Annotated in this window: 19 protein-coding genes; 11 read left to right on the top strand and 8 right to left on the bottom strand. The window is 65.4% G+C overall.

What is annotated here, in order from left to right; translation table 11 throughout:
- The first annotated feature begins 10 nt into the window (after positions 1-10).
- The 5 genes from LOY37_RS10965 to LOY37_RS10945 all read left to right on the top strand — a co-directional run bounded on the left by LOY37_RS10965 (position 11) and on the right by LOY37_RS10945 (position 5,435).
- Positions 11-676: an ABC transporter ATP-binding protein gene (locus LOY37_RS10965; RefSeq protein ID WP_258716873.1), complete on the top strand. Its 666-nt coding sequence runs from the start codon at positions 11-13 to the stop codon at positions 674-676.
- On the top strand, positions 676-3,129 hold the full coding sequence (locus LOY37_RS10960; RefSeq protein WP_258716872.1) for an ABC transporter permease: 2,454 nt from the start codon (positions 676-678) through the stop codon (positions 3,127-3,129). The genes LOY37_RS10965 and LOY37_RS10960 overlap by 1 nt, the downstream gene beginning before the upstream one ends.
- Positions 3,119-4,183 carry a lipocalin-like domain-containing protein gene (locus tag LOY37_RS10955; protein ID WP_258716871.1) on the top strand — a complete coding sequence of 355 codons (1,065 nt, stop codon included), beginning with the start codon at positions 3,119-3,121 and terminating at the stop codon, positions 4,181-4,183. The genes LOY37_RS10960 and LOY37_RS10955 overlap by 11 nt, the downstream gene beginning before the upstream one ends.
- Positions 4,184-4,603: 420 nt before the next feature.
- A complete protein-coding gene (locus tag LOY37_RS10950; RefSeq protein WP_258716870.1) occupies positions 4,604-5,005 on the top strand; it encodes a hypothetical protein in 402 nt (133 codons plus the stop codon).
- Between the two features lie 37 nt (positions 5,006-5,042).
- Positions 5,043-5,435 carry a GFA family protein gene (locus LOY37_RS10945; protein ID WP_093384178.1) on the top strand — a complete coding sequence of 131 codons (393 nt, stop codon included), beginning with the start codon at positions 5,043-5,045 and terminating at the stop codon, positions 5,433-5,435.
- Here LOY37_RS10945 and LOY37_RS10940 read toward each other — a convergent pair.
- Positions 5,432-5,935, bottom strand: a complete 504-nt coding sequence (locus LOY37_RS10940; protein WP_093384183.1) for a GNAT family N-acetyltransferase — start codon at positions 5,933-5,935, stop codon at positions 5,432-5,434. The genes LOY37_RS10945 and LOY37_RS10940 overlap by 4 nt on opposite strands.
- A 94-nt stretch (positions 5,936-6,029) precedes the next feature.
- Between LOY37_RS10940 and LOY37_RS10935 the strand changes: the two genes are divergently transcribed.
- The gene (locus LOY37_RS10935; protein WP_258716869.1) at positions 6,030-7,058 is read left to right on the top strand and encodes a DUF1176 domain-containing protein; all 1,029 of its coding nucleotides are present in this window, start codon (positions 6,030-6,032) and stop codon (positions 7,056-7,058) included.
- 1 nt (position 7,059) lies between these two features.
- On the opposite strand, the gene LOY37_RS10930 is transcribed toward LOY37_RS10935, so the two are convergent.
- Positions 7,060-7,989: a LysR family transcriptional regulator gene (locus LOY37_RS10930; RefSeq protein WP_258716868.1), complete on the bottom strand. Its 930-nt coding sequence runs from the start codon at positions 7,987-7,989 to the stop codon at positions 7,060-7,062.
- A 139-nt stretch (positions 7,990-8,128) separates the two neighbouring features.
- Between LOY37_RS10930 and LOY37_RS10925 the strand changes: the two genes are divergently transcribed.
- Both LOY37_RS10925 and LOY37_RS10920 read left to right on the top strand, forming a co-directional pair.
- Positions 8,129-9,256, top strand: a complete 1,128-nt coding sequence (locus LOY37_RS10925) for an alkene reductase (RefSeq protein WP_213601644.1) — start codon at positions 8,129-8,131, stop codon at positions 9,254-9,256.
- 112 nt (positions 9,257-9,368) lie between these two features.
- Complete coding sequence (locus LOY37_RS10920) at positions 9,369-11,786, top strand: TonB-dependent receptor (protein WP_258716867.1); 2,418 nt, start codon at positions 9,369-9,371, stop codon at positions 11,784-11,786.
- 59 nt (positions 11,787-11,845) lie between these two features.
- Here LOY37_RS10920 and LOY37_RS10915 read toward each other — a convergent pair whose 3' ends face one another.
- Positions 11,846-12,325 carry a VOC family protein gene (locus tag LOY37_RS10915; protein ID WP_258716866.1) on the bottom strand — a complete coding sequence of 160 codons (480 nt, stop codon included), beginning with the start codon at positions 12,323-12,325 and terminating at the stop codon, positions 11,846-11,848.
- A gap of 78 nt (positions 12,326-12,403) precedes the next feature.
- Here LOY37_RS10915 and LOY37_RS10910 point away from each other — a divergent pair, with 78 nt between their 5' ends.
- On the top strand, positions 12,404-12,754 hold the full coding sequence (locus LOY37_RS10910) for a hypothetical protein (protein WP_258716865.1): 351 nt from the start codon (positions 12,404-12,406) through the stop codon (positions 12,752-12,754).
- A 16-nt stretch (positions 12,755-12,770) separates the two neighbouring features.
- Here LOY37_RS10910 and LOY37_RS10905 read toward each other — a convergent pair whose 3' ends face one another.
- Complete coding sequence (locus LOY37_RS10905) at positions 12,771-12,944, bottom strand: hypothetical protein (protein ID WP_258716864.1); 174 nt, start codon at positions 12,942-12,944, stop codon at positions 12,771-12,773.
- Between the two features lie 141 nt (positions 12,945-13,085).
- On the opposite strand from LOY37_RS10905, the gene LOY37_RS10900 reads away from it, so the two are divergent.
- Positions 13,086-14,111 carry a DUF1176 domain-containing protein gene (locus LOY37_RS10900; protein WP_093384220.1) on the top strand — a complete coding sequence of 342 codons (1,026 nt, stop codon included), beginning with the start codon at positions 13,086-13,088 and terminating at the stop codon, positions 14,109-14,111.
- Between the two features lie 66 nt (positions 14,112-14,177).
- Complete coding sequence (locus tag LOY37_RS10895) at positions 14,178-15,323, top strand: hypothetical protein (protein ID WP_258716863.1); 1,146 nt, start codon at positions 14,178-14,180, stop codon at positions 15,321-15,323.
- 1 nt (position 15,324) lies between these two features.
- Here LOY37_RS10895 and LOY37_RS10890 read toward each other — a convergent pair whose 3' ends face one another.
- The 4 genes from LOY37_RS10890 to LOY37_RS10875 all read right to left on the bottom strand — a co-directional run bounded on the left by LOY37_RS10890 (position 15,325) and on the right by LOY37_RS10875 (position 20,356).
- Positions 15,325-15,954, bottom strand: coding sequence for a DUF3885 domain-containing protein (locus tag LOY37_RS10890; protein ID WP_258716862.1), 630 nt, complete (start codon positions 15,952-15,954; stop codon positions 15,325-15,327).
- An 87-nt stretch (positions 15,955-16,041) separates the two neighbouring features.
- Complete coding sequence (locus tag LOY37_RS10885; RefSeq protein ID WP_258716861.1) at positions 16,042-18,039, bottom strand: U32 family peptidase; 1,998 nt, start codon at positions 18,037-18,039, stop codon at positions 16,042-16,044.
- 172 nt (positions 18,040-18,211) lie between these two features.
- On the bottom strand, positions 18,212-18,592 hold the full coding sequence (locus tag LOY37_RS10880; RefSeq protein ID WP_123567614.1) for a RidA family protein: 381 nt from the start codon (positions 18,590-18,592) through the stop codon (positions 18,212-18,214).
- A gap of 51 nt (positions 18,593-18,643) precedes the next feature.
- Positions 18,644-20,356: an amidase gene (locus tag LOY37_RS10875; RefSeq protein WP_258716860.1), complete on the bottom strand. Its 1,713-nt coding sequence runs from the start codon at positions 20,354-20,356 to the stop codon at positions 18,644-18,646.
- Positions 20,357-20,459: the final 103 nt, after the last annotated feature.

The following is a 20,459-nucleotide window of genomic DNA, read 5'->3' as shown; positions in this document are numbered from 1 at the left end:
AACCCGCCCCATGCTGGTCATCGAACAGTTGCACAAGTCGTTCAGCACTGCCCAAGGCCTGCTGCCGGTATTGCAGGGCGTCGACTTGCGCCTGGGCCAGGGCAGCAGCCTGGCATTGATGGGTGAGTCCGGCAGCGGCAAAAGCACCTTGCTGCACCTGGTCGCCGGTCTCGATCGCGCCGATAGTGGGCGCATCCTGATCGATGGCCAGGCGCTGGACGCCCGTTCGGAATCAGCCCAGGCGCGCTGGCGCCGGCAAGGTATCGGCCTGGTGTTCCAGCAGTACAACCTGATCAGCAGCCTCGATGTGGCGGCCAATCTTGCCTTTCAGGCCAGGCTGGCGGCGCGGTTTGACCGCCAATGGCTGGACTACCTGGCTGCCCGCCTGGGTCTGGCCAGCCTGTTGCAGCGCTACCCCGAGCAACTCTCCGGCGGCCAGCAGCAGCGGGTCGCCATCGGTCGGGCGCTGGCCGCTCGCCCGGCGCTGGTGCTGGCTGATGAGCCCACCGGTAGCCTCGACGAGCGCAGCAGCGATGAAGTGCTGGCGTTGATGCTGCAACTGGTCGCCGAAGCTGCCAGCAGCCTGCTGATGGTGACCCACAGCCCGCGCCTGGCAGCGCGCCTTGAGCAGCGCTGCGTGCTGCACGCCGGGCGTGTGCAGGTCGAGGCGCACTGATGGGCCCGCTGCTGATTGCCCTGCAGGCGCTGCTGAGCCACTGGCGGCGCCACCGTTTGCAGTTCTTCAGCATCTTTACCGGGTTGTGGCTGGCCACTGCGCTATGGACCGGGGTGCAGGCGCTCAACAGCCAGGCGCGGGCCGACTACGCCCGCGCCAGCGCAGTGCTGACCGGGCCCACCCAGGCGCAGCTGATAGCCGGCAACAGTGAGCGTTTCGAGCAAGCGCTGTACCTGCAACTGCGCAGGCTCGGCTGGCAGGTGTCGCCGCTGCTCGAAGGTCGCTTGCGCTTTGCCGGGGAACAAGCGCTGACGGTACGGCTGATCGGTATCGAGCCGCTGAGCCTGCCCACGACAATGACAGTCGCCGGCACGCCGTTGCAAGGCTTCGATGTGCAGGCATTCATTGGCGAGCCCGGGCAAGCCTGGATCGGCCCCGATACCCTGCGGCAACTGCCTCTGAATGCCAGCGGGCAAGCAACCACCAGCGACGGCCAGGTACTGCCGCCGTTTGTTGTGCAGCCGCAGTTGGCACCAGGGGTGATCGTGGTGGATATCAGCCATGCGCAAACCTTGCTGCAAGCGCCCGGGCAGCTGTCGCGACTGCTTTTGAATGATAACGCCAGGCCCTTGCCCGCAGACATCGCCGCGCGCCTGACCCTGCAAGCGCCCAGCGACGACGGCGACCTGCAGCGCCTGACCGACAGCTTTCACCTCAACCTCACGGCGCTGGGCCTGCTGGCGTTCGTCGTCGGCCTGTTCATCGCCCACGCCGCCATCGGCCTGGCCCTGGAGCAGCGCCGCGGGCTGATTCGCAACCTGCGTGCCTGTGGCATCAGCCTGAACACCCTGTTGCTCGGCCTGAGCCTGGAACTGGGAGTTTTCGCCGTACTCGGCGGCCTGGCCGGGGCCGCCAGCGGCTATGGGCTGGCCGCGCTGTTGCTGCCCGATATCGCCGCCAGTTTGCGCGGCCTGTACGGCGCCCAGGTGGCCGGGCAACTGAGCCTGCCAGCCGGGTGGTGGCTGGCGGGCATCGCCGTGAGCGTGCTCGGTGCCTTGCTGGCCGGAGCCGGCAGCGTGTTGCGCGCCGCCCGTTTGCCGCTGCTGGCCCTGGCCCAGCCGCAGGCCTGGCGCATGGCCCAGGGGCCGTGGCTGCGCCGTCAGGCAGCAGTCGCCGGGCTGTTGCTGGTGGTCGCGCTCGCTTGCTGGCAATGGGGCAACAGCTTGGCCAGTGCCTTGATCCTGCTGGCAGCGCTGTTGCTGGCGGCGGCCTTGTTGCTGCCCGCCCTGCTCGACGGCGCGCTGGCCTGGCTGGCACGCGGGTGTCGCGGGGCGCTGGCCGAGTGGTTTGTCGCCGACAGCCGTCAGCAGCTTCCGGCATTGAGCCTGGCGCTGATGGCGCTGCTGCTGGCACTGGCCGCCAGCGTCGGCGTCGGCAGCATGACCGAGGGCTTTCGCAAGACCTTCAGCGGCTGGCTCGACCAGCGCCTCTCTGCCGACTTGTACCTCACACCGCAGGACACGACTCAGGCCCTGCAACTCACTGACTGGCTCGCCGAGCAACCGGCAATCACCACGTTGCTGCCCAGTTGGCGTGCCGAAATACGCGTGCAGCAGTGGCCGGTGCAGGTCCAGGGCATCATCGATCACCCCGCCTACCCCGCGCGCTGGCCATTGCTGGAGCAAAGCCCGCAGGCCTGGGCGCAACTGGCCAGCGGCAATGCGCTGATGCTCAGCGAGCAACTGGCCCGGCGCCTGGGCGTGCAGCTGGGCGACAACCTGCAATTAGCCAATCAAGCCATGGCTGTGGTGGGCATCTATGCCGACTATGGCAACCCCAAGGGCCACCTGCTGGTCAATGCCGACTGGCTGCGTGGGCACCTGCCGCAGGCGACGCTGAGCACCATCAGCCTCAATCTTGCGCCCGAGCGCATCGACACGTTCAAAGACAAATTGCAACAACACTTCGCCCTGGACGACAGCCGCGTGGTCGAGCAAGCCAGCTTGAAACGCTGGTCCACTGAAATCTTCAGCCGCACTTTCGCCGCCACCACCGCCCTCAATAGCCTGACCCTGGGGGTGGCGGGCATCGCCCTGTTCATCAGCTTGCTGACCTTGAGCCAGAGCCGCCTGGGCCAGTTGGCGCCGCTGTGGGCCCTGGGTGTGCGGCGCACGCAACTGGTAGGGTTGTCGCTGGGGCAAACCCTGATGCTGAGCAGCCTGACGGTGCTGCTGGCGATCCCTCTCGGGCTGTTGCTGGCCTGGTGCCTGGTGGCGGTGGTGAATGTTCAGGCTTTCGGCTGGCGCCTGCCGCTGCATGTGTTTGCCGCGCAACTGCTACAGCTGGCGCTGCTGGGCCTGTTGACCAGCCTGCTGGCCAGCGCCTGGCCTTTGTGGCAACTGGCGCGGAGCCAGCCCAGCGAACTGTTGAGGCAGTTTGCCGATGAAACCTGACCTTTGCCTGATGATCGGCCTGTTGCTGCTGGGCGGCTGCGACCAACCCACACCTGCTGCCAAAGGCTTTGCCGGGTTGGGCCAGGACGCTGCGGCCTTCACCCCGGTAACCCGCGATCATCCGCTGCTGTTCCCCCTCGATCACGGGCCCCACACCGGCTTTCGCATCGAATGGTGGTACGTCACCGCCAACCTCAAGGACGCTCAGGGCCACGACTGGGGCGCGCAGTGGACGCTGTTCCGCTCGGCCCTGCGCCCAGGCACTGAAACCACCGACTGGAACAGCCCCAACCTGTGGATGGGCCACGCCGCGCTCACCGGCCCCGGCGGCCATCAATACGCCGAAACCCTGGCGCGCGGCGGCATCGGCCAGGCGGGTGTTACCACCCAGCCGTTTCGCGCCTGGATCAACGATTGGTCGCTACAAGGCAGCAACGACATCGGGCGCCTGCGAATGAGCGCCAATGGCAAGGGTTTCAGCTACACCCTCAAGCTGATCAGCAACGGCCCGCTGGTGCTGCACGGCGCTCGGGGCTACAGCGAAAAATCCGGCAAGGGCCAGGCCTCGTACTATTACAGCCAGCCGTTCTACCAGGTCAGCGGCGAGGTCGAACGCAACGGCCAGCGCGTGGCGGTGACCGGCAACGCCTGGCTCGACCGCGAATGGAGCAGCCAACCCCTGGCGGCTGGGCAGTCGGGCTGGGACTGGTTCTCCCTGCACCTGGACAGCGGCGCCAAACTGATGCTGTTTCGCGTGCGCGAAGCCCAGGGCACGCCCTACCGCGCAGGCACCTGGATCAGCGCCGAGGGTGGCGCGCAGGCATTGCAGGGTGAGCAGATCCAGCTGCAGGAACTGGCCTGGAGCAAGCAGGACAACGGCCACAAGCTGCCAACCCGCTGGCGTGTGCAAGTGCCGGCGCACGGGGTGGATGTGCAGGTCGATGCACTGGAGTCCAAAGCGTGGATGTCGACGCGCTTTCCGTACTGGGAGGGGCCGGTGCGCTTTAATGGCAGTGTGAGCGGCAAGGGCTATCTGGAGATGACCGGGTACTGATGCTGCAGGTGCGGGCTCGCACCAATCCTGTGGGAGCGGGCCTGACCCGCGATCGAGCGCGAAGCGGTCGTAATTCGGCCAGCACCTGAAGTGCTGGCTGTACCGGTCTCATCGTACGCCCGCCAATCCGAATCCACTTTCACTGTGGGACGTTTCCGATTCCGTCCAGCGGTGCGCTAGATCGAGAGCGGCGGTGCTAGGTTCCGGCCATCATTGCCCAAGGAACCTGCGCATGACAAGGATGCCACCCTCAACACCTTCCCCAGTTCACTCGATAATGTCTTCCTCAGAATTGCTGCAGCCCAGCGTCTACGTCGTACCGCGCAGCGTGACGGGCAGTCAGGTAGTGGCTTTGGGAAGCATGATTGGCAACACATCTGGTGATCTTGCTGAAGAACTATTCTACAACTGGACAGGCTTATGAGTATTGACCCTCGTTCTTGGCCTCTGGGATTACAGATGGTGCTGATCCTTGGCCCGTGGATCATCATGCTGACTGGGGTCTTGATAAGCGCGTGCATCGCAAATGGCCGAGATTTTGCGAGGTCGCTTTCAGCGCTGCAAAGCAGTACCTGGCTTGAGCAGCAGATTCGCGTTTGGGGGACTTCAAGCCTGGTGTCACGTTGGGTACTGGTCGGAATGATAAGTGGCTTGCTGGCCTCCCCCCACAAACCTATTCGCCGAGGCCAGCTCGATGCAGCGCAAGTGCAAAACTTTCCCTGGCAGCTCAAGCGTCGCGTGCTTGTTTCCGGCAGGCTGATCTTTATTGGGTTCGTGTTAATGATCATAAGTCTCGGGTTGTACAAAATCTGCGAACCCTAGCCCGCGAGGGCCGCTAACACACATGAGGAGCCCCACCATGGACCCACTCACCGGCGGTTGCCTGTGCGCCAACGTGCGTTTTGCAGCCTCGGGACGCCCCTACCGGGTCGGCCTGTGTCACTGCCTGGACTGTCGCAAGCACCACGGCGCGCTGTTTCACGCTTCGGCGATTTTCCCCGCAGAGGCAGTCAGCATCGAAGGCGAAACCCGTGACTACGCCGGGCGCTATTTTTGCCCACGTTGCGGCTCGTCGGTGTTCGCCCGCTCAGGCGATGAAGTCGAGATCAACCTCGGCGCGCTGGATGCCCCCAACCTGTTCACGCCCACCTACGAAAGCTGGACCACCCGCCGCGAATCCTGGCTGCCACCCTTCCCGCTCAGCCACCACTACGAAAAAGATCGCGATCCGTCGGGGCGCTTCGAGGACTAGAGAGCCAGCTGTCGCTGCATCCCCTGCGACATCAGGCTGGACCCTTCGCGCAGTGGCTGCGGGGCGCCGACCGGCTGAAAGCCATGGGCCTGGTACAAGCGCATCGCCGGGCTGTCGGCGAGGGTCACGCCCAGGCCCACCCGGCGCACTGCCACGCTGGCAGCCCAGTCCAGTGCGGCCTTGAGCAAGGCACTGCCGGCGCCCAGGCCACGCGCGGCCGGGTCGACCCACATCTGGTAGATATCGGCCACACCCGGCTCGGCCGCGGACAATTTGCACCAGACCATCCCGCACAGGGCGTCGCCGTTAACGGCGAAAAACGCCCGGTCGTTGCCGCTGGCATGGGCCGCCGCTATCCGCGTGGCCCAGTTTTCATCGCTGCGTTGCGACTCGGCGGCGAAGGTGCTGCCAAAGGCATCTGGCGAATCCTGCAATGCCTGCAGGCGCAGATCGCGGTAAGTGGGCCATTCATGGGGTAAAACGGGGCGGACGGCGATCACAAGGCTTCCTTGGCTGATTGATCCTGAACAGCTGCCAGACTACCACCAAGATGCGATCATGGCGCCCTTTATCGATACCGCAGGATCGACCACGATGTTTTCAGCAAGATGGACCTGGCTGGCCCTTGGCCTGTTACCCGCCCTGACCCAGGCCGCCACCCCGGAGCCAGTGCCACTGACCCGGGTATTCCAGGACTGGCGGCTGGCCTGCGACAACACCCGCCGCTGCACCGCCGTATCGGGCAGCACCGACAACCCCGGGATGGGCCTGTACATCGCTCGCGAAGCCGGCGCCAAGGGCAGCACCCGGGTCAGTGTGATCGGCTACGACGACGTCGGCCTGCGCTATGAGTTTCACCTCGACGGCCGCCCCACCGAGCCCTGGCAGTACGGCTCCAACGACCGTGAGTACTATTACCTTGAGGGCGACGCCGCCGTCGAAAAACTGCGCGAGCTGCGCAACAGCGACACCCTGAGTTCCAACAGCAACTTTGGCGAGCGCCGGGTATCGCTGCAGGGCTTGAGCGCCGCCCTGTTGCTGATGGATTCGGTGCAAGGGCGCATCGGCCACCCCAGCGCCTTCGTGCGCCCGGGCTACCAGGCGGACAGCCGCGTGCCGCCGGCCCCGGCGATTCCCAAACTGCCGCGTTTTACCCTGGCCCCGGCCTTGAGCGACGCCGAGCAACAGGCCATCGGCGACTACCTGATTGCCCTGACCAAGGACGAACTGAGCGCCGCGCCCCATCAGAACTGGCAGGCCCAGGCCGAGGTCTACCCCCTGGACCCGGCCCACGCCCTGGTGCGCCTGCGTTACGGCTGCGCCGAGGACGGCTGCAACCACAGCCTCTACCGCGTCTCGCGCACCGCGCCGTACCAGGCGACACCGCTGGAACTCAAGGCGGCGCCCGAGACTCACTTCTCCCCTGACTTGTATGGGCAGATCAACTTCAACCCGGTCAGCGGCCAGTTGAAGATTTTCCGCGAGATGGGCAAGGACTGCGGTGATAGCTCGACCTGGCAATACGACGGTGCGGCCATGCAGCTCAAGGACCGGCGGACCATGTGGCGCTGCGACAGCATTAACGAGGAGTACTGGCCGGTGACCTGGCGGGCCAAGGGCTGACTCAGGCGCCGAGGTCGTCCCAGTACGGCGGCGTGCCGATGGCGTCGAGAAAGTAGTCCCACACCCGCCGCACCTTCTGCGAGCGCAGGCGGTTTTGCGCTGACAACAAGTGGATCTGGCTCGGCGTCGCCTCCACGGCGCCTTGCCAGTCGGGCAGCAGTTGCACCAGGGCCTTGCTGGTAAAGCTGTGTTTGCTGAACAGCCAGGTCGGAAAAAACACGATGCCGCGCCCGGCCAGGGCCGCTTCCACCAGCACCTGGGCATTGTTGCTGCGCAGCGGCCCGTGCACCTCGACCACCTCGACGCTGTCGCTACCCGACGGACGCAAGTACCAGCGCTGCGCGCCGCCGGTGCCTTTGTAGACCAGGCAGCTATGCTGGCGCAGGTCCTGCGCGCAGGTCGGCTGGCCATGTTTTTCAAGGTAGCTGGGGCTGGCACACAGGACATAACGCTGGGTGCAGATCTGCCGGCCGATCAGCCCCGAATCCTGCAGATGGCCGACGCGAAAGGTGATGTCGGCGCCCTCCTGCACCGGGTCGATGTAGGCATCGGTGGCGGTCAGTTCCACGGTCAGTTCCGGGTATTGCTCATGCAAGCCATTGAGCAGGCGCACGAGATGCAGATGGGCAAAAGCCACCGGCGCGTTGATCCGCACCAGGCCGCGAATGTCGCCGTGCTTGCCGCTGATCGACTCGTCGGCAGCATCCAGCAGCTCCAGCACTTCGCGAATCTGCAGGTAATAGCGCTCACCGGCTTCGGTCAGCTTCACCGCGCGGGTGTTGCGGTACAGCAACTGCTGCCCGACCTCGCGCTCCAGCGCCGCGATAAAACGCGACACCGACGAGGCCGGCACCTGAAAATGCCGGGCGGTGGCAGAGAAACTGCCGGTCACCGCGACCATGGCGAAGAAGCGGTGGGCCTTAAGGTGCATGGGCGGCTCCTGAACGGGAAATCCGTCCAGTATAGGTGCTCATATTGCTGTTACAGCAATAGTGTTTTGCCTTTAGCCTTGATTGTGGCTGTTTTCGCAAGCCCCTAGCATGGCGCCATTCCACCCAGAGGCCCCACGCATGAAAGACCTGTTTGCCCCCTATGACCTCGGCCCACTGCAGCTGAGCAACCGTTTCGTCATGGCGCCGATGACCCGTTCACGCGCCCCGCAAGACATCGCCACCGAACAGATCGCCCTGCATTACACCCAGCGCGGCACCGCCGGCCTGATCGTTTCCGAAGGCACGCCGATCTCCCGCGAAGGCCAGGGCTACCTGTTCAATCCGGGCATTTTCAGCGAGCAGCAGATCCACGGCTGGAAGCTGGTGACCGACTCGGTGCACAGCGTCGGCGGCAAGATCTTCGCCCAGCTGTGGCATGTTGGCCGCGTCTCGCACACCTCGATCCAGCGCGATGGCCTGGCCCCGGTCAGCGCCACCGGCAAGGTCGCCCAAGGTGCGATTGCCTTCGGCTACACCGACAGCGGCGAGCCGGGTTTTGTCCCGACCTCGACGCCGCGCCCGCTGAACACCGAAGAAGTCGGCCGGGTCGTCGAAGACTTCGCCCAGGCCGCGGCCAACGCCATTGCCGCAGGCTTTGACGGCGTCGAAATCCACGGCGCCAACGGCTACCTGATCGAGCAGTTCCTCAACCCGCTGGTCAACGACCGCAGCGACCGTTACGCCGCCGACACCCTGGAAAACCGCCTGCGCTTTGTCTTTGAAGTGGTCGATGCTGTGGTCAACCGCATCGGCGCCGACAAGGTTGGCATCCGTATCTCGCCTTACGGCCAGCTGTTCGACATGCCGATCTACGCGCAAATCGACGAGACCTACTCGGCCCTCTGCGCCGGCATGGGCGCGCGCGGTATCGCCTATGTGCATGTGATGGACCAGACCCACTTCTTCCTCGCCAGCGCAGGCGCCGTGGCCCAGGAACAGGCTCTGCGCGCGCTGCTGGCCGACTGCAAGGCGCAACTGCGCCAGACTGCGCTGATCCTGGCCGGCGACATGACCCTGGAGCGTGCCCAGGACCTGGTTGACGCCGGCCTGATCGACCTGGCAGGTTTTGGCCAGCCGTTCATCGCCAACCCCGATCTGGTCGCCCGGCTGAAAAACGGCTGGCCGTTGACCACCCCGGACCGCGACACCTACTACGGCGGCGGCGCCAAGGGCTACCTGGACTACGCCCCGTACGCACCGGCCTGAAGCGCGAGCAGGCCTGCCGTGGCCAGGCGTGGCATTATTTGCGCATACCGCTGTCCCCTTTTGTTCGCTCGCTTGTCATCAAGGGCATGTGAATCGAAAAGAGAGCGCAACAATGCCCACACTGACACGCCACCGAACGCGCCTGGCGTCTTCGTTTTCGTCCCCTACCCTGTGCCTGGTGCTGGGCCTGGCGTCGTTGGCGCCGCCAGCGGCGCTGGCCGACGGAGCCAGCCGCAGCTACCAGGTACCGGCTGGCGAACTGGGCACTGCGCTGACCCGCTTTGCCGCCCAGGCCGGGGTCAGCCTGTCGGTCGACCCGGGCCTGGTCAATGGCCGGCGCAGCGCCGGCTTGAGCGGCAGCTTCAGCGTCGATGAAGGCTTTGCCCGGCTGCTGCAGGGCTCGGGCCTGCAACTGCAGCCGGTGACAGCGGGCGCCTACACCCTGGTGCCTACACCGCAAAGCGGCGACGCCGTGGAGATCGCCCCGACCAGCATCCTCGGCGCCCACAGCGGCGGCGATGACGACGGCCAGCGCTATGCCGGCGGCCAGGTTGCGCGCCGGGGCTCGCAAGGCCTGCTGGGCTCGCGGGACTTCATGGAAACGCCGTTCAGCATGACCACCTACACCAGCGAGGCGATCAAGGGCCAGCAGGCGCGCACCCTTGGCGACCTGATCGCCAGCGACCCGTCGGTGCGCGCCACCAACCCCGCCGGCGGGCGCTTCGAGCAATTCACCATTCGCGGCTTCAGCCTGTTCAATAGCGATGTTGCCTACAACGGCCTGTACGGCATCCTGCCGACTTACTCCATCGACATGGAAATGGCCGACCGCGTCGACATCATCAAGGGCCCGAGCCAGCTGATCAACGGCATCTCGCCGCGCGGCAGCGTCGGCGGCGGCATCAACGTGGTGCCCAAGCGCGCCAGCGACACGCCGATCACCGAATTCACCGGCAACTACGCGTCCGACAGCCAGGTGGGCGGTGCCGTCGACATCGGCCGGCGCTTTGGCGAGGACGGCAAGTTCGGCCTGCGCTTGAATGGCGTCAAGCAAGCCGGCGACACCGAGTGGGACCAGCAGAGCGTCGACCGCGAAATGGCCGTGCTCGGCCTGGACTTTCGCGGCGAGCGCCTGCGCCTGTCGAGCGATATCGGCCATACCGAGCGCAACACCGATGCGCCCCAGGAGCGAGTCATCGTTGGCGCCAACGCCAAGGTGCCGGACGCCGGCGACGTGCGCCGCAACTACGCCCAGGCCTGGAGCAAGGCGCGGACCAACGACACCTTCGGCACAGTCAACGCCGAGTTCGACCTCAATGACTCGCTGATGGCCTACGGCGCCGTCGGCGCGCGCAAGAGCAACCACGACTTCCTCCGCCACAACGTACCGGTGTCCAACGATGCCGGCGACTTCAGCGTCCAGCCGCGCGACTTCACCCGCGACGAGAACGTGCGCACCGCCACCGCCGGCCTGCGCAGCTGGTTCGCAACCGGCCCGGTGAGCCACGAGTTCAACCTGGCGGCCAACTACTTCTACATGGACTTCGAGAACGGCGGCGGGCGCTATGCCGCCGGCCCCAGCAACCTTTACAACCCGCGCCCGACCCCGACGCCCGGCACCCGGCTGCGCTCGGACCCCAAGGTCTATACCGAGAACCGCTTCAGCGGCGTGGCGTTGTCCGACACCCTGGGCTTTTTTGACCAGCGCCTGTTGCTGACCCTCGGTGCGCGCTGGCAGCGGGTCCAGGTCGATGACTGGAGCGATGGCATCAAGGGCGACACCGCCTACGACGAAGAGAAGCTCTCGCCCTCGGGCGGCATCCTGTTCAAGCTCAGCGACCAGCTGTCGCTGTATGCCAACTACATGGAAGGCCTGAGCCAGGGCAAGATCGCCCCGTCGACCTCGATCAACGAAGACCAGATCTTCGCGCCGTTCATTAGCCGCCAGGTAGAAGTCGGCGCCAAGTACGACCTGGGCAACTTCGCCCTGACCGCCAGCGCCTTTCGCATCAAGCAGCCGGCCTACGAGACCAACGCCACTACCCGGGTGTTCGGGCCCAACGGCAAGCGTGAGAACAAGGGTATTGAACTCAACGTGTTCGGCGAACCGCTCAAGGGCTTTCGCCTGCTCGGAGGGGTGATGTACATCGACAGCGAACTGACCGACACCGTCGGCGCCAGCTTCGACGGTAACCGCGCCCCGGCAACGCCGGAGTACAACCTCAGCCTGGGCGCCGAGTATGACGTGCCTGCCCTCGCCGGCCTGACCCTGACGGCCCGGGGCATCCACTCAAGCTCGCAGTACCTGGACCAGGCCAACAGCAAGCAGATCGACGGCTGGGAGCGTTACGACCTGGGGGCGCGCTATGCCTTCAAGGTCGATGACAAGGCCATCACCCTGCGCGCCAGTGTCGAGAATGTGCTGGATGAGCGCTACTGGGCTTCGGCGGGCGCCTCGGATGACAGCGAGGCCGGGCTGACGTTGTCGACCCCGCGCACCTACCTGGTGTCAGCGACCCTGGGGTTCTGAGGGCAACGCTGTTGCTGCAACAGGATCTGTGCGGGAGCTGGCAAGCCAGCTCCGGCAATTCAACCCCTGACCGCCGCCTCAATCGCCGCGATATCAATCTTGCGCATGCCCATCATCGCATCGAAGGCGCGCTTGGCGGCGGCACGGTCAGTGCTGGTAATTGCCTCGACCAGCACCCGTGGCGAAATCTGCCACGACAGCCCCCACTTGTCCTTGCACCAGCCACAGGCGCTTTCCTGGCCGCCATTGCCGACAATGGCGTCCCACAGGCGATCGGTTTCGGCCTGATCCTCGGTCGCCACCTGAAACGAAAACGCCTCGCTGTGGGTGAACATCGGCCCGCCGTTAAGCCCCACGCAGGGGATGCCCAGCACGGTAAACTCGACGGTCAGCACATCGCCCTCTTTACCCGAGGGAAAGTCGCCCGGCGCCCGGTGCACGGCACCGACCTCGCTGTCGGGGAAGGTCTTGGCATAAAAGGTCGCAGCCTCCAGCGCGGTGCCGTCGTACCAGAGGCAGATGGTATTTTTAGGGCTCATCCTGGTTCTCCACGGTTGGTGAATGGCAGGTTGAGTCTAGTCAGGAAGACCGCGAACCTACGTGAGGTTTTTTGCAACATGAGCCGAATCAGCATTGCCTGTGCCTTACCCTCCAAGGACCTTGAAATCGCCGTGTTTCTGCATCAACGCTTGAAGATGTCGATCAGCGGTGCCCGCCAACTGTTGGCTAGCGGCGCCCAGGGCTTTTTCTACAGCGCAGACCTATACGGCAACGATCATGTCCAGTGCGACCAGGACATCCGCGACATCCTGGCCTTCTTTGGGCAAAAGCAACTCTCCCTGCTGTTGGTTGAAACCGCCGAGGGCCAGGCGCCGCAGGCGCTGGATGCAGACGACCTGGAGCATTGCTCAATCGCCGAGGAGCCCCTGCTCAACGCACTGGATGCCTGCCGGGGGCTGTACCGTTAACACGCTTTCACCCCGATTAACTGCCGTCTCCCACCTTGCGTTCAATCTCGGCAATCTTGCGGCTAAGTTCTTCGGCGGCCTCAGCCTGGGTTCGGTGATTGGCCGGAGTGATCGGCCGGTTGGCAAGGTCTTCATCTTCAGCAGGCTTGTCCGTCTCGTTGGCGGGCGCCTCGCGCTCGTTGCTGGTCATTGCAGTTACCTCCCGTGTCATACCCGTTGGATAGCAAGGCGGCCTCGGAGTTCTAATCGGCAACGGCTTGAAGTTGGCCCGGCTTCTGCGATGATGCCCGGCCAGGACGGACGTTCGCTTACCCTGCAGGATTGAAACACCATGGTTGACCCAAGATGGAACTGGCTGTGCTTGATGCTCCTGCCGGCCCTGGCCCTGGCTGCGCCGGAACCGGAGCCGGTGCTCAAGCAGTTCAAGCAATGGGTCGTGGGCTGCGACAACACCCTGCGCTGTACCGCCGTGTCGAGCAGCGTCGATCAAGGCGTGGGCCTTGAGCTGGTGCGCGAAGCCGGGGCCCAGGGGACTACCACCCTGACCCTGTTCAGCGACGCCGGAGTCGAGCTCGGCGCCCGGCTGCTGCTCGACGGCGGCCCGCTGCCAGCGGGGTTTCGGCCAGGCTCGCAGGGGCAGATGCGTTATCACGCCAAAGGTGACGTCGCGTTGCGCTTGTTGCGCCAACTGCGCAACGGCCAGACCCTGACCCTGGACACCAGCAACGGCCAGCACCCGGTATCGCTGCAGGGCCTGAGTGCCTCCTTGCTGTTCATCGACTCGGTGCAAGGACGCATCGATCACCCCAGCGCCTTTGTAAACCCCGGCACACGCCCCGACAGCCAGCTGCCGCCAGCACCGCCGACGCCCACCCTCGCCCCCTTCACTCCGGCGCCAGGGGTGAGCGATGCCGAGCAGAAGGCCATCGCCGACGCCGTCATTGCCATCACCCGCCATGAATGGAGCGAACCCGAGTACGACAACTGGCAAGCCGAAGCCGAGGTCTCGCCGCTGGACGCGACCCATGTGCTGGTAGGCCTGCGCTACGGCTGTGGGAGCCAGGGCTGCATGTACAGCTATTACCGCGCCTTGCGCAGCGCGCCCTATCAACCCACCTCGCTGCACATCGAGGTCCCCAGGCATGATGTGCTGGGCGGCGAGATGTATGGCTTTTTCAAGTTCGACCCGGCCCGCGGCGAGCTCAACCAGTTGCAGCCGGGCGGGCGCTACTGCGGCGCCAATGCAACCTGGCGCTATGACGGCGCGGTGATGCAGCTCAAGGCATTCAGCCGCATGAGCTGGTGCGACAGCGTCGATACTGCCCATTGGCCGCAGATCTGGCGTACCCGAGGCTAGCGCCAGGCATACAGCTTGGCGCAGGCATTCGCTACACTGCGCGCTTTGCCTCAAGAGCCTATGCGCATGGATGCCCTCGCCCGTTTTGCCCTCAAACCGCTTGCTGCGAGCCTGGCTGTGCTCACCCTGGCCGCTTGCAGCCACTTTCAAGCCGATCCGCCAGGTGCCGGCCAGTTGCCCGAGTACCAGAGTCCGGCCCCCGACTGGCGCGTGCTGAACCTGGACGAGGATCAGGACTGGCTGCTGATCGACCGTAACAGCCTGCAGCATGAGGGCGACATTACCTACGCCTGGACCGGCATCCAGCGCCACCGCTATCCGATGCAATACGGCCACGCGGTGATGGCCCTGCACAGCCGCGAGCGCCTGGCGTTCTATTGCCAGCGCCAACTCATCAGCCGGCAAAGCCAGGTGTTCCTCGACAACGACAATCGCGTAGACCGCACCAGGCTTCAGTGGCAGCCCTTCAGCGCGTTCTACCGGCAGGCCCCTTTGTACTATCAGCAGTTGTTCGACGCCGCCTGCCAAGCACCGGCCGAGCTTGCCAAGCTTGCCCCGCTCAAAGCCCGTACACCGTTGCCGCCGCCGTTTTTGCCGCCCAGGGCCAGGCCTGAAGTGCTTGCGGCCATCGCCGCCCTCGACCTGCCGACACCACGCCTGAGCCTGCACCGGCTGGATTATCGCTACGACGCCAACCTCAACGACGGCGACAATGCCGTCAACAGGCCGCGCCAGGTATTCCTCAGCACCGACAGCCGCTCCGGCCAAGTGTTGCTACAGGCTGTGGACCCGACCATAGCGCAGCAGCTGCAACTGAGCTTTCGCGGCCTGTTCGATCTGGCCGCACGCGGCATCGACATCATGACCGGGCAGGAGCAGGACGCCAGCGACAGCTTGACCGCGCTGTCATTCAGCGGCGACTGGCAAACCCTGCCCGCCCATGCGCAGCTGAGCTACACCAGCAGCCACACCGGGCAAACTGCGAGCATTACCCGCACCACCCATTGTCAGGTCGGCAAGGCGCAAGCGGCCAGCGCCCTGCACCCGGCCCTGCAAGGCAGCGCCAAGCCGTTGACCTGCACCTGGCAGAGCCCGCGCGGCAACCGTTGGCGCGAAGGCTACAGCTACCTGGTCGACTACGGCGTGTTCGTCCGCACCCGCGAAGACAACCCGCTGGGCAGCTGGCGCTGGAAAATCGAGTCGCTGCAGTGAGTCAATGCAGGACGGTGGCGAAGCTTGCGTCCATGCGCTCGCGGTCGTAGTCCAGCAGCCACGGCTGGTGCTGGCGGTACAACAGCGCGAGCACGTCGTGGTTGGGGCCCACCACATCCATACCCCGATCGTCATAGGGCAAGGCCATCAACCGCTGGTTGAGGTTGAACAGGTAGACACCGCAGCAAGGGCTCGGGCGTATGGTCCCCGGATTATCGGCCAATGCGCACCAGAGCACCGGTTGCAGCAACGACAGTGGCGCCTCAAAGGCGAGGTGCAGCCAGTACTCGGGCTGGTGCTCTTCGAACCAGTCGTCCGGGTCCAGCCGCTGGCTCCACAGTGAGCGCCGGGCGGGGATTTGAATACCGGCGGCACGCAAGTCGCGCAACACATCGCGGTGGGCAAAACCGTTACCGTTGGAGTGCGCGCGCAGGCACACCACCATCGATTGCTCACCGGCAAACAGGTCGCGGCACACCGTGGTTGCCTTGCTGACTGCCAGCAGGAAGCGTTCGATGTCGCTGCCGCCTTCGGCCAGCTCGAAGCGCAGGCCTTGCGGGTAGTTATAGAAAAGCGGCCGGGCAAAGGCCAGGCCGCTGAAAATGTGCTGGATTTGCAGTTGTAAATTCACGTTACCTTCCTGGCTGTCGGCCCCGCACAGCTGGGGCCAGAGTCCATTGCGGCCAGCACCCTGAAGGTGCTGGCCGCGGTGTTTCACTCAATGCGGCGCGCGGGGGATGGTCTTGAGCAGGTCTTCAGGGCTGATATGCCCGACCACCTGCTGCACGCTGCCCGGTTGCGGCAGGCCAAGGATGTGGCCTTTCATCTTGCCGATGACGTGCATCTCGCACGGCTTGCAGTCGAACTTCAGGGTCAGTACTTCATCGCCGTGAATCAGCTGCATCGGCGCCACCTTGGTGCGCACGCCGGTAACGCCCTTGGCCTGCTTGGGGCACAGGTTGAAGGAGAAACGCAGGCAGTGCTTGGTGATCATCACCGGCACTTCGCCCGCCTCTTCGTGGGCCTCGTAGGCGGCGTCGATCAGCTTGACCCCGTGACGGTGATAGAAGTCGCGGGCCTTCTGGTTGTAGACGTTGGCCAAAAACGACAGGTGCGACTCCGGGTACACCGGCGGCGGGTTGGTCTCGGCCTTGCGACCACCGCGCGGGTGGGCCTGGATGCGCGCGGCGGTCAGCGCTTCGATGACCTCGCGGCGCAGGGCCTTGAACTGCGAGTTGGGGATAAAGAACGCCTGCGGCGCATCGAGCTGAACGTCGGTGGCGTGGTACTCGGTGGTGCCCAGCTGGCCGAGCAGGTCGCGCAGTTGCTCCAGCGCCTGCTCCGGCTTGTTGGCCAGGCCGAACGGGCCGTCCAGGGCGACGCTGGCACTGATGCCCTCCTCGCTGGTGGCGGTCAGGGCCAGGCGCTGTTCGTCAAGCTTGGCCACCCAGGCCAGGCCGATACGGCGCTCGGCCGAGGTCTTTTGCAATGCCTGCTGCCAGTTGTGGTCGAGGTTGCGGCTCAGCGGGTGGTTGGGCCGCAGCTGGTACATGCCCTTGGGCATCTCGTTGGGCTCGACGCGGTAGCGGTAGCGTTTTTCGCCGTCTTCATCGAACTCGCCTTTCGGCTCGGCGATGTTGGCGCGAAAGCCCACCACTTCGCGCTTGACCAGCACGTTGAGGCCGTCGCCGTTGGACAGCGGCTCGTGGGTGACCACCTGCAGGTCGCGCTTGCCGACTTTCTCGACCACACCCACCGGCAGGCCGGTGAAGGTCGGCGAGTCGAAGGCGCCGATGTCGATCTTGCGCTCGCTGACGAAGTAGTCGGTGCTGCCGCGGTGGAAGGTTTTGTCCGGGTCGGGCAGGAAGAAGTGCGCGGTACGGCCGCTGGAGGCGCGGGCCAGGTCCGGGCGGTCTTCGAGCACGGCGTCCAGGCGCTGGCGGTAGTAGGCGGTGATGTTCTTCACATAGCCCATGTCCTTGTAGCGCCCTTCGATCTTGAACGAGCGCACGCCGGCCTCGACCAGGGCGCGGATGTTGGCGCTCTGGTTGTTGTCCTTCATCGACAGCAGGTGCTTCTCGTAGGCGATCACCCCGCCCTTTTCGTCCTTGAGGGTGTACGGCAGGCGGCAGGCCTGGGAGCAGTCGCCACGGTTGGCGCTGCGCCCGGTCTGGGCGTGGGAGATGTTGCACTGGCCGGAGAAGGCCACGCACAGCGCACCGTGGATGAAGAACTCGATCGCCGCGTCGGTCTCGTCGGCGATGGCGCGGATTTCCTGCAGGTTCAGCTCGCGGGCCAGCACCAGCTGGGAGAAGCCGGCCTGGTCGAGGAACTTGGCCCGGGCCAGGGTGCGGATGTCGGTCTGGGTACTGGCGTGCAGCTCGATCGGCGGGATGTCCAGCTCCATCACCCCCAGGTCCTGGACGATCAGCGCATCGACGCCGGCATCGTACAGTTCGTGGATCAGCTTGCGCGCCGGCTCCAGCTCGTTGTCGTGGAGGATGGTGTTGATGGTGGTGAACACCCGCGCGTGGTAGCGGCGGGCAAATTCCACCAGCTGGGCGATATCACTGACCTCGTTGCAGGCATTGTGGCGCGCGCCGAAGCTCGGGCCGCCGAGGTACACGGCATCGGCGCCATGCAGAATGGCCTCGCGGGCGATGGCGACATCGCGGGCGGGGCTGAGCAATTCCAGGTGATGCTTGGGCAGGGACATGTTTTTTTAGTCAGGCTGTCACGGTCGAGGCGCGCATTGTAGCGGCGAAACGCCCGATCGGCACCCGTAGCCTGCCCGGTGGTGCGCCCGATCGCGGGTCAAGTCGAGGCGTCGCACCGCCGCTCCCACAGGTTCGGCGTTGCGATGAGGCCAGCCCAGCCACCGCAACAACTCAGGCCTTGGCCGCCATCGCAGTCACTTCCACACGCATGCCTTCCACCGCCAGCGACGCCACGCCCACTGCGGCACGCACCGGCCAGGGCTTGGCGAAGAAGCGCTGGTAGACCTCGTTGAACGCCGCCCGCTCGGCCATGTCGGTGAGGTAGATGGTCAGGTGCAACACCCGGTCCATGGAGCTGCCAGCACGCTCCAGAGCGACTTTCAGCGCTTGCAGGGTACATTCGCTCTGGGCGGTGATGTCGCCCAGCTCCAGGCTGCCGTCGGCACGCGTGGGGATCTGGGTCGAAACCAGGATGCCGCCGAAACCGGCGACGTCGGAAGAGATCGACTCGGCGTCCGGGTCGGGGATGAAGCTGATGTCTTGGTTAGCCATGGGTATCTCGTGTCTGGGGAATAAAAAAGGGCGGTTACCCGCCCCTTCTGCTTACTTGCCGCCGGCCAGCGCTGGCGTGCGCGGTGGCACCAGGCGCCTGGAGCCGGTCGACTCGAAGGCAGCCGCCAGGCGCAGCAATGACGAATCGTCGTAGGCGCGACCGGCAAAGGTCAAGCCCACCGGCATGCCGATATCGGCCATCACGCCCATCGGCACGGTCACCGTCGGCACGCCCAGGTGACGGATCGCCAGGTTGCCGTTGGCCACCCACACGCCGTTGCTCCAGGCAATGTCGGCCGACGCCGGGTCGACATCGGCATTGGCCGGGCCGACGTCAGCGACGGTCGGGAAGATCACTACGTCGAGCTTGAGCGCATCCATCCAGTCTTCGAGGTCGATGCGCCGGGTCTGTTCCAGGCCGCGCAGGCCGTCCGGCACGGTGCTGATCTGGTCCCACGGGGTGATGCCGCGCTCGGCCATGCGCACGTATTCGTCCATGCCCGCGGCCAGGTCGCCTTCGCGGTTGGGCAGCGTGCCCGGATCATGCGGGAAAATCTTCGGCCCGTCGACGTCGACCAGGCGGTTGAGCTTGGGGTCGCCGTTGGCCTGGAGGAAATCATCGAAGGCCCAGGCGGTCAGGTCCCACAGTTCGTGGTGAAGGAACTCCTTGGACACCAGGCCGCGGTTGAACACGGTCGGCGCGCCCGGGCGGTCGCCCTCGCAGTTGGACACCAGCGGGAAGTCGACTTCGATCACTTCGCCACCGGCCGCTTCCAGGGCTTTGCGCGCCTGCTCCCAGAGGGCGATCACCGATGGCCGGGTGTTAATCCGCTGGCCGGTCGGGCCACCGATGCCCGGGGCTTCGCTGGTGCCGGCTTCAGGGTCGGCATTGATGTACATGCGCGGCACGCCGAAACGCTTGCCCTTGAGCGCTGCGGCATCGGCTGCAAGCTCGTGGTAGGAGGCCGGGCGCAGCGAATCGACGCTGGGGATTGGCACCCAGGGCTGCAGGCGCCACAGATCGCCGCGTTTGTCCGGGTCTTGGGCGACGACGATGTCGAGCACTTCGAGCAGGTCGGCCATGGTCCGGGCAAAGGGCACCACCACGTCCATGGTCGGCGTCAGCGGCCAGTTGCCACGCACCGAGATCACCCCACGCGAGGGCGTGTAGGCGCACAGGCCGTTGTTCGAGGCCGGGCCGCGGCCACTGGACCAGGTTTCTTCGGCCAGGCCGAAGGCGGCGAAGCTGGCCGCCGTGGCAGTACCGGCGCCGTTGGACGAGCCGGAGGCAAACGGTGCGGTCAGGTAGTCGGCGTTGTACGGGCTTTCGGCGCGGCCATAAACGCCGCGCTGCATGCCGCCGTTGGCCATCGGCGGCATATTGGTCTTGCCCAGGCAGATGGCGCCGGCAGCGCGCAGGCGCTCGATGGTGAAGGCGTCGCGATAGGCCACCAGGTCAGCGAAGGCCGGGCTGCCGGAGGCGGCGGTCAGGCCCTTGACCAGGTAGCTGTCCTTGGCGGTATACGGGATGCCGTCGAGCGGGCCGAGGGTCTGGCCCTGGGCGCGGCGTTCGTCAGAAGCCTGCGCTTCGTTCAGCGCTTCGGGGTTGCGCACCACTACAGCATTGAGCTTGGTGGCAGTGTCCGCGCCATCGTAGGCGTCGATCCGCGCCAGGTAGGCCTTGACCAGCTCCACCGCGGTGGTCTGGCCGGACTCGAGCGCAGCGCGCAGTTGGGCAATGGAAACCTCTGTGACTTCGATCATGCTGCTACCGCCGAGGGTTGATGGCTGACTGGGTTAAGGCTTGCACCACACGGGGTCTGGAGCACGGGGATTTCACGGCTTTGAAGATGGGTTCGCATAGTTG

The organism is Pseudomonas sp. B21-012 (genome assembly GCF_024749305.1).
In the GTDB taxonomy this organism is placed as follows: Bacteria; Pseudomonadota; Gammaproteobacteria; order Pseudomonadales; family Pseudomonadaceae; genus Aquipseudomonas.
Note: the sequence above shows the minus strand (reverse complement) of the source record. Positions and strands in the feature narration are given on the sequence as shown.